The organism is Streptomyces sp. NPDC020965 (assembly GCF_044333555.1).
In the GTDB taxonomy this organism is placed as follows: Bacteria; Actinomycetota; Actinomycetes; order Streptomycetales; family Streptomycetaceae; genus Streptomyces.
In genome coordinates, this window is the sequence record NZ_JBIRRE010000011.1 from 158,014 (window position 1) to 171,494 (window position 13,481).

Annotated in this window: 5 protein-coding genes; 2 read left to right on the top strand and 3 right to left on the bottom strand. The window is 69.1% G+C overall.

The window, feature by feature from the left end:
- Positions 1-244: 244 nt before the first annotated feature.
- The 3 genes from ACH4S7_RS29635 to ACH4S7_RS29645 all read right to left on the bottom strand — a co-directional run bounded on the left by ACH4S7_RS29635 (position 245) and on the right by ACH4S7_RS29645 (position 11,272).
- A complete protein-coding gene (locus tag ACH4S7_RS29635) occupies positions 245-532 on the bottom strand; it encodes a hypothetical protein (RefSeq protein WP_398524405.1) in 288 nt (95 codons plus the stop codon).
- Complete coding sequence (locus ACH4S7_RS29640) at positions 529-7,488, bottom strand: polymorphic toxin-type HINT domain-containing protein (protein WP_398524406.1); 6,960 nt, start codon at positions 7,486-7,488, stop codon at positions 529-531. The genes ACH4S7_RS29635 and ACH4S7_RS29640 overlap by 4 nt, the downstream gene beginning before the upstream one ends.
- Before the next feature lie 133 nt (positions 7,489-7,621).
- A complete protein-coding gene (locus ACH4S7_RS29645) occupies positions 7,622-11,272 on the bottom strand; it encodes a LamG domain-containing protein (protein WP_398524407.1) in 3,651 nt (1,216 codons plus the stop codon).
- 422 nt (positions 11,273-11,694) lie between these two features.
- Between ACH4S7_RS29645 and ACH4S7_RS29650 the strand changes: the two genes are divergently transcribed.
- Both ACH4S7_RS29650 and ACH4S7_RS29655 read left to right on the top strand, forming a co-directional pair.
- On the top strand, positions 11,695-12,354 hold the full coding sequence (locus tag ACH4S7_RS29650; RefSeq protein WP_398524408.1) for a DUF1707 domain-containing protein: 660 nt from the start codon (positions 11,695-11,697) through the stop codon (positions 12,352-12,354).
- A 159-nt stretch (positions 12,355-12,513) separates the two neighbouring features.
- Positions 12,514-13,470, top strand: a complete 957-nt coding sequence (locus tag ACH4S7_RS29655; protein ID WP_398524409.1) for an endonuclease/exonuclease/phosphatase family protein — start codon at positions 12,514-12,516, stop codon at positions 13,468-13,470.
- Positions 13,471-13,481: the final 11 nt, after the last annotated feature.

The window sequence follows — 13,481 nt, forward strand, 5'->3', positions numbered from 1 at the left end:
CAGCCGGCCCGACGACGGCTGCGAACTGCCACCCTGAGCCGACCTATTTCGCTGACGTGCCGTCACCCCGAGCAAAAGCCCCGCCAGGACGCACCTGACGGGGGCTCGTATTTGCTACTGCTGCCCGGTGCAATAGATGTGGCTTCGGGCAGCAGAGCCGTTCGGGCCAATCATCGAGAATGCCGTTCGGTGCAGCCGTCATGCGTGGTGTGAGGGTGATACTGGAACGGCATCACCCTCACCATCAGCTCAACAACTGAACCATCTCATCGAGTGCACCCTCAATGGCTTGCTGATCCTCGCGAGGTAGCTTCTCTAGATCGCCCTGGTCTAGAGCAACAGCATAGATTTCCTCCAGGACCCACCATTGCGAGCGGAGGCTCTCACTCCATGCGGATTGCGTGAGGTTGGACCAGATCGCATCGAGATCATCGATCAGCTTACGGAGTGTGATACCTCCCGACTGATACTTCTCAATTGACTGACGCGCGCCGTCACGCAGCCATTCTTGAGTCTCGGAATCCCCAGTCACTGCTTAATCCTTCCAGAACTGGCTGTGACAACCCGCCCGGATGCGGTGTCCACAACCACGGTCACATTGTTTCCTGATTCGTAGTAGGCGCTGGTCCCCGCATTCTTTCCCGGCGACCTTTCGCCGACGCTGATTGTGTTTTCAACCACGGAAGGCATGATGCCGCGCTCCTGCATTCGATCAAGCGCGTGCCCAGAAAACTCGCGACCGTTGATCGTTGCAGGCTTATTCGGTGAAAGGTTCCTGAAATTCGTTCCCCGCCCGCCAGTCGGAGTCCGCGGGCATTCGCTGTTGTGAACGAGGACCGGCGTGTCACCCGCCAGCACATAATACGTGTGCAGATCATCAACCGTCAGGTTGTACGTCCGCGTCTTCTCCGCATACGGCCGGTTCCCCGTAACCTCCAGCGTCGACCCCTCGTCCGTGCGGAGGGTCATGCCGGTCGTCAGGTCCTTGGCCTCCACCCAGCGGTCGGCCGATGGGGACCAGAAGGGGTGTTCATGCGTCGCGGTCAGTTTCTCCGGGCCGTCGCGCGTCTCGATCGTCAGCTCGTTGAAGTGCCGGTCCTCGTCCGTGACGATCAGGTGGGTGACCTCACGGGGGCCTGACTCGCCCGTCTCCGGGTCGGTCGCCAGGACCATGTCACCGAGTTTGACGTCCTCGATGTCCTTGGTGCGGCCGTCCGCCATCAGGACGTCCGTGCCCGGGAGGAAGCACTTGCAGCCGCCCCCGTTCTTCAGGCCCTTACCCGGTCCTCGGCCGACGCCCTGGACGAGCCCGCCACCCGATTCGAAGGACATGAGCATGGCGGCGGCGATCGCCGCGCCGATCTTGTAGCCGCCGGGGCAGGCGGTGCGGGTGACGTCCCTGCACGCGGCGTGCAGGACCGATCCGGCCGTCTGGCGCATGACCGGCTTGTCCGCGTGGTAGGCGTAGCAGGCCAGGTAGTCCTTGTTGTTGCAGAGATCTCCGAGCCGCGCCGCGTAGGCGTCCGCGATCTGCGGCAGCTTCCGCCACTTGACCGAGACATCCACCGTCGGCAGCAGGGAGACGAACCCGTCGCCGTTGTAGTCGAAGCCGTGGGACTCGTCGGTCCAGCCCCATTTCTGGGTGGCTGAGCCGCCACCGCCCCCGCCGCCGCTGCCACCGCAGTTCCTGACGCAGCCCTGCGGGTCCCGCTCCGGGTGGTATCCCGAGTTCTTCGTCGGGGTGCCGTTGTTGCACTTGTCGAAGACGCCCGAGTGGCACTCGGGAACGCCCAGGCCGCTGGGGTCGGAGTTGGTGACCGGGCTGTTGTGGCCGTACGCGTAGCCGTTGAGGCTCTGGTGCCGGTCGGTCTCCAGGAGGGGGTCGACGCTGATGAACTGGCCCAGGGCCGGGTCGTACTCGCGGGCCGAGACATGGGTCAGGCCCGTCGTGGTGTCGGCTGTCTTGCCGAGGAAGCCCTTGTCGTCGGGCCAGTTGGCGGGGGTGCTGCCGCGCGGGGCGCCGAAGGGGGTCAGATGGCGCTTGGTGACCGCGTAGGTCACCGAGTCCAGAGCGAGGGTCGAGGTGCCGTGGTGGTCGCCCGCGAGGAAGGTCAGCTCCGTCTCGGTGGAGCCCGCCTTGCCGGTGCGGACCGCGATCGTCTTGCCCGCCGCACTGTAGTAGCGGGTGCCGGTGAGGGTTTTGGTGGTGCCCTTGACCGTCAGCCGGACCTCGTCGGCGCCCAGATGGAGGACGGTTTCGCCGTCGGCCGTGGTGGCGCGCCGGATCAGCAATTCGCCGGAGGCGTCGTAGAGGTAGCCGGTGCCCTTGGCGGGCTTGGTGCCGGACGCGGGTTCCTTGAGGGTGGCGAGCCGTCCCTCGGGGTTCCAGGTCAGGGTCTGCTGGTCCTGGGGGCCCGGGCGGCTGGTGGTGTTGCCCGCCGCGTCGTAGGCGTAGGTGCGGGTGGCACCGGTGCTGTCGACGTCCGCCTTCAGCAGCGTGTGGGGCTGATCGGCGGCGGGGCCGTAGGTGTAGGTGGTGGTGGAGGGCGAGGTGGTCCGGTAGTTGGTTTGGCTGGCCCGCTGTCCCGCCGCGTTGTGGGTGTAGCGGGTCCGGTACGGCGCCGGCCCGTCGATGACCGCGTCGGCGACCGGGGTGGTGCAGTCGGGGGTCTTCGGGGTCCACAGGTCGGTCAGTCGGCGGTGGCCGTCATAGCCGAAGCACTGGTAGTCCGGCTTGGCCGTGGCGCCCTGGGTCGCCGTGTCGAAGATCGAGGTGACGTTTCCGGCCGGGTCCTGCGTGTAGAGCAGTTCCTGCGGCAGGTAGCTGTGGACGTCGTCCGAGACGGTGGAGCGCTTGAGGCGGCCGGTGCCGGCTTCGTAGTCGTAGCTGAGGTACGCCTTGTTCCCCGTGCTCGATACGCCGAGCGTGAGCTCGTTCAGCTCACCGAGGGGCGAGTAGAGGGCCGACTGGAGATATCCCGTCGTGCCGCTGGAGGAGAGGTGCTGACCGAAGCTGTTGTAGGTGTGGCTGAGACCCTCGGACTTCAGGCCCGCGACGGCCGGGTGGTCGGTCCCTGAGATTGTGCCGTCGAGGTTGTAGTAGGTCGTCATGGCCAGCGTGGCGGGCACCCCCGCCTCGACCAGCGGTTCGTCAGGGGGCAGTTGCAGTTGCCGGCCGACGACCTGGTAGAGCGGGCTGTAGGAGGTGACCTTCTGGGTGTACGCCTGCCCGGTCACCCCACCGACATAGCGGACGGCGGTGTCCGTCTTCCCCTTGGCGAGGCTGTCATAGGTCCAGGCGGCCAGCTTGTTGGCGTCCGTCCTGGACCCGTTCCACAGACCGGTCTTGCGGCCGAGGACGTCGTACTCGGAGTGCAGGGTGGTCGCGCGGGCGTCGGTGGCGCTGACGGGCTGGTCCAGGTCGTTGTACGTGGTGGTCGTGGTGCCCTTGTCGGGGTCCGTCGCCCGGGTCTGACGGCCGAAGAGGTCATAGCCGAAGGACCAGGTGGCCCCGTCCGGGCCCCGTACCGACGCCTGCTTCCCCGCCCGGGTGTAGGTGTACCGGGTGGCGGTGGCGGAGCCGGTCGGATTCGGGCCCGCGTACTCCCGGCGTTCGGTCATCCGGTCGCGCGCGTCGTTGACGACGGCGACGGCCTGGCCCCCGACAGGGGCAGTGGTGGTAACGGTGTCCCCGAGGTGGGCGGTCTCCACGCTCCACTTGGTGACGTTCTTGACCTTGGTGTCGGCCTTCACGGGGCGCTCGGCGCCGTCGTACACCGTGTCGACCTGGAGCGGTGCCTGACCGCCGTCGGTCGCGACCAGTTCGCCGCTCGGGGTGCGTGTACTGCTCCAGATGTCGGAGTTCTGGGTGACGGCGAGACCACGCTCGTCGTAGAGCGTCTCGGCGATCACCGTGCCGCCGACGGGCGTGGGCGACTGGGTCTGCCGGGAGCGGAGCAGGGAGTCGTACAGGTGGTACGTGGTGATGTGGCCGCCACCCTGGTTGGTGAGGGCTCCGGTGGCGATCCAGGACGGCTTCGCGGTGTTCGAGACGTGATAGCTGTAGAGGTGATTGGGCAACTGGCCGAGAGACTTCGAGCGGTTGGGCAGCCAGACCCGCAGGATCCGGCCCAGGCTGTCGTACTCGCTGGCGGTGACCTTCCGGTTGGCGTCGGTGACCTGGGTCGTCGCTCCCGACGCGAAGTCGTAGAGGGTGGTCGAGGCGTGGCCCTTGGCGTTGGTGACCTGGGTCTGGGTCAGGGGGCCCGTCGTCGCCGGGGTGTAGACCGTGGTCGCGGTGACGGTGTCCTGGTTGTCCTTGACGGACAGCGGCCGGCCGAGCGCGTCGTAGGTGGTGGTGGCGGTGGACTGCCAGACCGGGGCGCCGGATGCGGCGGTGTAGCCCTGGGCACGGCCCGACCAGCGGACGTCGCCCCTGGTCGGCACCTGGGACAGGCTCCAGGGTGAGGTCGAGTCGTACCGGACCCCGGTGTCCGAGATCACCGAACCGGAGGCGGCGGAGTCGAGGGGCAGATCGAGCTGCTCATTGGTGAGGACGCAGGGGTCGGCCACCGGGGGTTCGATGTTGCCGACGACCCTGGTGCGGGAGACCAGGTTGGTGAAGCCATTGCCCCGGGCGTACCAGGTGCGGGTGCAGGTCTCGTCGCCGAGCTTGTCGTTGTCACCCCGGTCGAGGACGGTCTTGGGCATTCCGTACTCGTCGTAGGCCGTGACCGTGGAGCGCACCCGGTCCTTGGCGGTGCCGGAACTGGTGACGCTGACCCGGGAGTGGCTGGCGCCGGTGCGGACGAAGTACGCCTCGGTGTCCGCGTACGACTTCTTCTGGACGGCCGTCCGCAGGGACCACGGGTCGTTGATCGTGCCCCGGACCTCCCGGGCGCCGTGGTAGGTCACCGACTCGCGGACGAAGCCCGCGTACTGCTCACTGTCGGATATCGCCCCGGCCTTGACCCCGGTGACCGTGACGGCCTTGCGGGCCTCGGGGTCGGGCTTGCCGCCGGCGCCGAGCTTCCGGTCGCCGTTCATGCCGCGCAGATGCACGGTGACGGTCTTGGACTGGGTGCGGCCGGGTCGGCCGACGGTGTGGACGACCTCGCCGAAGCCGCGCCAGAGCGACCAGGTGCGCTCCTTCTCCTTGGTGAACGGGTCCTCGTTGTACCGCCAGGCGCCGCCCTCGGGATAGGTGTAGGTGTGCTCGATCAGCTCGACACCGCCGTTGGTGCCGCCGGTGAGGACCGAGGAGACCGGGTACTTCTGGAACCAGTCCAGAATCGGGATCTTGCCGCCGTCGGGTGCCCAGTACACCGGGAAGCAGTTGCTCTTGTTGTCGTCGAGCTTCGGCTTGGGACCGGTGGCCGAGCAGTCGGCGGGCTTGTAGTCGATCCGGGTCTGGCCGCCGGTCTCCGTCTCGATGGTGCGCAGTCGGGGCTTGGTCAGCGGCAGGATGTCGTCGGTCCGGCCGTCGACCCGGTTCGGCATGGACTGGTGGCCGAAGACGATCGGGTTGGCCTTGATGTCGGTGCCACGCTTGCCGGTGTGCTGGATGCGGTCGAGCCAGAGCGACTGGTCGGTACTGTCCCCGGTGTCGCCCGGATCGAGGTAGACCTGGGTGAAGGCCCAGGAGTCGACGGAGGCGTAGCCCGGTGTGGTGGCTGCGGCGTCCCACGCCTGGGTGGCGACGCCCGTCATCCGCTTGCGGGTGTAGAAGGAGGGGCCGGCGTTGCCGGTGCACTTCTGGCCGGACTTGCACTCGGCGTCGAAGGGCACGTCGGGCCAGTTGTTGCGGGTCGCCTCGGTGAGCGAGCCGCAGTCACCGACCGTACAGCGCTCGGCGTAGGAGAAGGCGACCTTGTGGGAGGCGGCTGGTGCCCCGGTGAAGAGGGCGCCCACGCGCTGGCCGTAGCGGATCTCGTTGAGGTGGCCGCCGCGGTGGTAGGAGGTGCCGTTGCTGTCGTTGCCGAGCGTGTCGTAGTAGTTGGTCTCGGCGGTGTACCAGTACGTCATGGCGTTGTCGCGGGTGTCCTCGACCAGGTCGAGGTTCCAGCGCCACGCCTGCTTGAGGTCACGGCCGGAGAAGGTGGTGCCCTGGTCGTACCCCGGCTCTCCGGCGTCGTCGCCGAAGACGGGCACGGTCCACACCGAGTCGGTGGTGTCGCCGGCGGGCGCGCCGGGGAGCACGTTCTTGCCGAAGGTGTACTTGGTGCCGTCGCCGGTGGTGACGATCCAGTGCTCGCCGTTGTCGTCCCGGTTGTCGGCGCCGGTCGCGAGGGTGACGGTGGAGGCGTCGTCGTTCTTCAGCCGCCAGGTGCCGTCGGAGTCGTTCTTGACCAGTTCCGTCGCCCTGCCGTTGAGGACGAGTGAGGCGTTCTCGTACTTCCAGCAGAGGTCGAACTTGTCGGTCTGTCCGTCGTCGTCACAGGTGCCGTACTTGCGCTCGATGTACGACGAGGTGAGGTCGAAGCCCTCGCCGATCAGGCTGCCCTGGTTGTTGGTGTTGGCGGTACGGCCGTCCACCGCGCCGGAGTCGTACGACACGGTGAGATCGGGCTGCGGACCGGCGGCCGGGTCCGGGGTCTCCAACGGGTAGGACCAGCCGAAGGTGCCGGAGGAGCCGCCCGCCTCCCAGGTCGACGAGGCCGACAGCGGGGTGGCCTTGAAGTCACCGCTGCCGGAATTGGGGCCCGCGGCCAGTGCGAGCACCATGGGTCGGCCGGTGGTGGAGGCGGCGGCGGTACGGGTGGTGCTCGACGTGAACGCGAGGTCGGCGGTCAGCCGCTCGGCCGCGCGCTGGTGGGTGGTGGGCAGTGGGGTGCGTGCCCGGCACGCCGCGGCGGTCGGGGTGGTCAGGGCGCAGTCGGGCAGGCGCTGGAGTCGGAGGCGGCCCGCCCAGTCACCGCCGTACGCGGCGGCGAAGGCGCGGTAGTCGATGCCGAGCCTGGCCGTGCCCGGCGCGCTGGCGGGCGCGGTGACGGTCAGCACCACGCCCTTGACGCCGAGTTCGGCGGTTTTCCTCCGATCGAGTACCGCGACGGTGAGTGAACGGGCCGCCGTGGCCTTCTTCCCGGTCGGGGCGACCGTGACCGGCAGGGAGCCCGGGGCGGCCTTCGCGGTGCCGCTGGCCGGGACGGTGACCGTGGCGGTTCCGCCCGCCGGCCAGGTGACCTTCCGCGCCTGGTGCTCCCGGGCGCGGGCGATCTCCTTCCGTTTGACCTCGGCAACCTCGCGGAAGATCCTGGCGTGCTCCTTGGTCTCCTTGGTCGGCCGCTCGGTGAACGGCTTCACATCGACCGACTCGGGGGCGGCGCGTTTCAGCCGCCCGAGTGGGTCGGCGGCGTCGGCCGCCGCGATCGGGGCGGCGAAGACGACGGGGGTCAGCAGCCCCGGGATCAGGGAGTAGCCGATGAGGGCGGCCAGTCGCCGCCGCGACCGTTTACCACCCCGGGCCACGGCCGACGGGAACCGTTTCATCTGTGTGTGTCTGCTTTCGCTGGGCCGCCCGTGCGACGGAGCGGCGATCCTGGCGGAGCCGTCGGTCCACGGCCCCGCGATGGGTGTGGTGCCCGGAGGTCGGCGCCTTCCGGGAAGGCGCCGACCTCGGTTCCTACTCGGCCCCGGGCGTACCCATGACCTTGTCGAGGATCTGGTCCCTGGCCATGGCGCCGGTCCAGACCCGCATCTCCCGTATCGCTCCGGGCAGATGGTGGCCGGTGACCCCCTTGGCGCCGCCCCGACCCGCGCTGATGGCGCCCGCGCCGTGCTGCGGGTCGGAGAAGAAGACGCTCTCGTCGTCGAGCGAGGGCTGAGGAACCGCTCCGAGGTACAGCCGGAGTGCTCCGACGGGGCCGTTCTCGACAATTGCGGTGGCGTCGTAAACCCCGGTCACCTGGACCCAGGTGTCGAACTCGGCGGCTTCCCCAGACGGTGCGGAGGCCGTGGCCACGACCCTCCCCGACCCGTCGGTGCTGGTCCGGCCGAACTTCCACTGGAACCCGTCCGGCGCCGCGGAGATCCGCTCCACCCACAGCGCCCACGTCGACTCCCGTCCGACCGCCGCGGCCTGGCCCAGCACCTGGGCGCGCCCGCCGACCGGCAGCCCGAGCATCTTGTCGGCGTCGAGCTTGACGGCGGCCGTCACCGTGAAGGAGCCGGTCTCGTCCACCACCGGTCCGGTGGTGGAGAGATGGCCGGAGGCGCCGTCGAGGCGGACCTCGTTCTCGTCCGGGTCGGCGACCGCCCCGGACGCGGACAGGTCCATGGGGCCCGGCGCGTACGGACTCAGCTCGGGCACCTTGCCGCCCGCCGCCGACGCGGTGTCCCAGTACGCCACGAGTTCCGTGGCGGGAATCCCGGCGACCTCGTACCGGCTCTCCTCGGCCACCTCGTCGTCAGTGAGCGGACGCTGCCAGACGGCGAGTTCGTCGATCCGGCCCACCAGGTGCTCACCGGCCTTGGAGGCGCCGACCCTCATCCCGACCGACGACGCCCACGGGATGTAGGCGGGGTTGGCCGCGTCGACGACGACCGGTGCGCCCTGTGGACGGCCGTTCACATAGAGCTGGATGGTGTCGTTGCTGTTCCGGGTGTCGCCCTGCGTGTCGAAGACGCCGGCGAGATGGGTCCACACCCGCAGGGGAGGGTTCGCGGTCTCCGCGAGGGAGCTGACGTAGGCGGGTGTCGCGGAGTCGGCGACTCCTCGGTTGAAGACCCACTTCTTCGCGCTGCCGGAGTAGAAGAGGTTGAACGCGGCGGTGTTCTCGGCGCCGGGCGCCGACGCGACCACCCGGGTCTTGCCGTCGTCGTTGAGCCGGACCCACGCGGAGACCGTGAAGGAGTCCCGGGTGTTGACCGGCGGGGCGCTGGTGTCGGCGTACGCCGTCTGCCGGGCGGGGTCGGTCACATCGTCGTTGAGCCGCAGCGAGTGATCACCGGTACCGCCGCGGCCCAGGGCGGACCAGTCGGCGACTCCGGCGCCCTGGCGCAGGGTGATCGGACGGCGGACGCCGACGGTGGCACTGTCAGCGGCCGTGACCACTCCTGAACCGGGCGTGCCGTCGTCGAAGTGCCAGCGGCCCACCGCGCCCTCGGCCGGACGCACCCGGAACCGGAAGAGAGCCGGCACACTCGTCCGCTCGCGGACGTCGATGGCCTCCACTTCCAGTACCTGGATCCCGGCGGTGGTCGGCCGCGGCTCGATGGTGACGTCCGTACCGGATTCCAGTGCGGCTCCCCGCTCGGTCCGCAGCCGCCAGCGGTAGCCCGTGATGTCGTCGTCCGCGATATTGGGTCTGATCCGGAAGGAACCCCGCACTCCCGGGCCGCCCAGCGCCGGGCAGTCGTTGGAGGAGACACACTCCTGATACACCCCGGTCGCCGTGACCCGGGGCTCGGACGGCGCGACCGTGTCCAGCTTGAAGTAGCACCAACGCCGGTACCCGGACGAGATGGCCGTGGTGATGCCCTCGTACGTCCAGAACGACTGGGTCAGCGAGCGCACCCGGTAGAGCGCGCCGTCGACTCCGCCGGGCAGCCGAGGCCGGGCCAGATCACCATGGACGAGGTATCCCGAGGTGGGGACGTTGAGTCGGTCCGCCTGCCAGGTCCCGTCGGGCATCTTCCGCTCGTACCAGAAGTGGGCGCGCAGCGAGCCCTGCTCCTCCAGGCCGGGTTTCGGTGCCACGGAGGTCCGCACCCGGCCCTGGAACATCGGGTCGAGGCGGGTGGCGATCACCGGCTTCTGGTCGGTGGTGGAGCAGCCCTGTATGTCGCCGTTGCCGGGGATCACCCCGTCGTCGGTCGGTGCCCCCGGCTTGAGCACGTACACCACCTGGATCTCGGCGTTCTCCTTGAACCGCTTCCAGGCGTCCGCGTTGTTCTCGTCCTGGGCGCGCAGCATCAGCGTCAGCCGGGTGAACCTGCCGTCGGCGAAGGCGCGTACGGTCTTGGTGAGGTTCTCCTCGGGCTCGGATGGCGCGTCGTTGAATTCGATCCAGCGGTCGGGCTGGGCCGGGGTGCAGTGGTCGCCCCGGCCCGCCGAGACCTGCCGGTCGCCCATCAGATCGAGCTGCTGGGGGCCGGGCCAGCGGGTGGCGGCAGAGATGTTCTCGGTGCGCCACAGTTGGATCCAGTGCGGCGTGCAGGAGAAGGACCAGGTCTCGTAGGCGCGGAAGGTCGCGTCGATGACGTACTTCCCGACCAGGCTGGCGGGGCCGAACTCGAAGTACATCCGGTTGGTGTGGTCGGCGTCGCAGTAGTAGGGGCCGACCCGGTAGCAGCGGCCCACACCGAGGTCACCGGTGAAGTCCGGGAATCGGGAGCCGTTGGAGGACAGGACCGTGCGCTCGGAGACACCGAGGCCCATGGAGGGGTCGATGTAGACCGGGTAGACGGTGTCAGGACCGCGCAACAGTCCGAGGTCGGGCGTGACCGCGACCGCTCCGGCGCCGACCCGGATGGGCAGTTCGGCGCTGGCGTCCCCCATGCCGGGGGCCGTGTCCGCCTCCGTGGCGGCTGCGGTACGGGCGGGTCGGGAGCTTCGGGCCACCGGCGGTGGCGTGGCGCTGCCGGCCGAGTCCCACATCAGCCCCGGTGGTCCGGAGAAGACCGTGTTCCCGTCCTCGTCGAAGGCGCGCAGCCCGCCGCCCTCGCCCGGGGCCACGGTCAGTCCGTCGGAGGTGACCGGGAGGGAGACCTCGTCCAGTGCCGGATTGACGGCGGCCTGGGCCGATTTGACGATCAGGACCTCGTGGTAGCCCTCGGTGGTCGCGGTCAGTCGCAGGTCGACCCCGGGGAGCACCTCCGGGTAGGTGGCGGTGGCCTCCTGGAGGATCGGTGCGGGCAAGCGGCCCGGCCAGCCGAGGGTCACCGAGCCCTTGCCGCCGGAGAGCCGGACCATGTCCTTGCCGTCCCCGCCGCCGGAGAAGGAGAGTCCGACGGCGGCGGCGCGGGGGCCGACCGTGCCGTCGGGGCGGCGCTCCAGCGTGGTGTCGAGCTCGCGCCAGCTGCCGTCGGCGTGCTTCATCCGCTGCGGGGTCACGGACTGGGTGAGGGTGTAAGTGCCGTCCGGGTTGGCGGTGGTCCGGCTGTACTCGGTGCGCTCGGAGATCACCTCGACGGGGGTGCCGGTCGCCGCCGCCCGCTCGGTGGGGGAGCGTTCCGCAGCCGGTGGACTTTGGGGGGAGGGGTTTGCGGCAGGCGCCGCGTGGGCGGGGGCGGACAACAGCCCCGCCGCCAACGCCGACACGATCAACGCCACCCGGGCACGCACCCGTCGTGGACATGCAGACACGACTCACCCCACCCCCGAGCCCTCCCCGGACCCGTCCACCGACATAAACGATCAGTAAAGATCGTTAGTGGAATGTAGAGGACTTGTGGAGGTCGGACAAGGGAAAAACTGCGGTGACCTGGGCAGTTGCAGGAGCCTGGCCCATTGACAGAGTCGGACGAGATATCTCTGATCGGTGCAGATGGTCAGGGACCGCAGGAAATCTCCATCACCTCAACCAACCCGATTCCGGTCCTTCGCCGGGGCATATTGCGATACGGCGTTAGTCTTCTCCCGGGGAGTGTGAGCGTCAGGGCACGCCGGAATGGCGGGCAGGGAACTCCGAAGACACGACCCCGACGCCGCTACCCGCGTCGCGCGGAGACCTTCGACAGGACCAGGACGGAAGCATGTCGGGAGAGAGTTCGCCAGCCGGGAAGCATTCCGCGCCCGGCTCACCGCCCGAACTGCGCGCCTCCCACGCGGACCGGGACCGTGTGGTGGATGTGCTGCGCATCGCCGCGGGGGACGGCCTGCTGACCGCGGACGAGTTGGACGAGCGCCTGGAAACCGCCCTGTCGGCACGGACCTTGAGCGAACTGACCACGCTCACCGCCGACCTGCCGCCGGGATCGGCCGCGGTGAGGGAGGAGGCCAAGGACGTCGTCCGGATCGAACAGGTGCACGGCGGCGCGGTCAAGCGGGTGGGGCGCTGGGTGGTACCGCGGCGGCTGGAGCTCGCGGTGACCTTCTGCCCGGTGAAGCTCGACTTCACCGACGCCGTGATCACGCACGACACCCTGCGGATCGACGTCGGCATGACGGGGAAGACCCTGACACTGGTCACCAGGCCGGGCGTCGTGGTCGATACGGACGGTCTGCAACTGGTGCACAGCAGGGTCACATATCGCCGGGCTCGGACGATTCCCGATACACCGGTCACCCTGCGCGTGGAGCTGGTCGGCGTGAAGTCCCTCGGCCCCGTGGTGGTGCGGCCCGGTCGTCGGACCTTCACGCAGTGGCTGCTGCGCAGGTCCCCTTCCCTTCCCGCCCTTCCCGCGCGCGATTGACTCCCCCCGCCGGGTCCGTGATTGCGGTGATTTCGGTGAGGTGTGGCAGAGAAGTCATACGATCATGAGAAGGGTTTTCCTGAGCCGGTGGAGCAGTCGCCCGCGCGCCGGTACCGGCCTGCGCACCGGCGTTGACCGCGATATCGGGCAAGGGATCATATGCGAAGAGTTCACACGATCGTCCTCGTGCTGGCCGCGCTGCTGGGGTTCACGACATGGGTGGCACCCGCTGGATCGGCCGCGGTGCCCGGCACGGCGACGTACAAGGTCTGGCACTGGAACGTCTCCGGCCATGAAGCGAATTACGGATCCACCCAGAACGGCCTCGTGGACGCGGTGCTCGGTTCGCTGGCCCATCGGAACCCGGACTTCATCTCGCTCAACGAGGTCTGTCCCGACCAGTACCGCGCCATCCTCAAGGGCCTACAGGACGCCGGCTGGCCGCAGAGCGCGACCAACTTCGCCCGGTTCGAGCCCATGCCGGACGTGGACGCGGACCTCTGCGGCAACGATCCCGGCGCCGACCAGGACCCGTACGGCGTGGCCGTGTTCAGCCGCTTCGCGCCGACCGGCACCGACCGGATCACGCTGCCCTACGACGGGGACAAGGCCCGGAAGCTGCTCTGCGTGCCGATCGCCGGCCTGCCCGGCGCCCCGCGGTTCTGCACCACGCACATCACGTTCAAGCCGGCGTTCAAGACGGCTCAGCTCCATGCGGTGCACACGAAGATGGTGGAGGTGACGGCGGCGGGCGGCACGGTGATCACGGCCGGGGACTTCAATGTCCAGCCGCACGATCCGCTGTTCGACACCTGGTACGCGCCGTCCGTCGCCACGCCGGCCAACGGGAACAACTCCGGACCCTTCCGGGAGCTCGACGACCAGGATCCGGTCTGCCCCGGCTGGGGGGAGCAGACCACCGAGGGCGCGCTCGCCGGCGCCTGCGGTCAGCCCGCCAAGGTGGACCTGGTGTTCGCCGCCGAGAGCCGCCTCGTCTCGTACCAGGCGGACGCCCTCCCCGTCGCCCAGGACCGCTGCCGCAATCGCAACGGCGGGTACATCGCCTGCTCGAACCATCGCATCGTCGACGCCACCTTGACGGTCCTCACGCCGTAGCCTGACAGGCC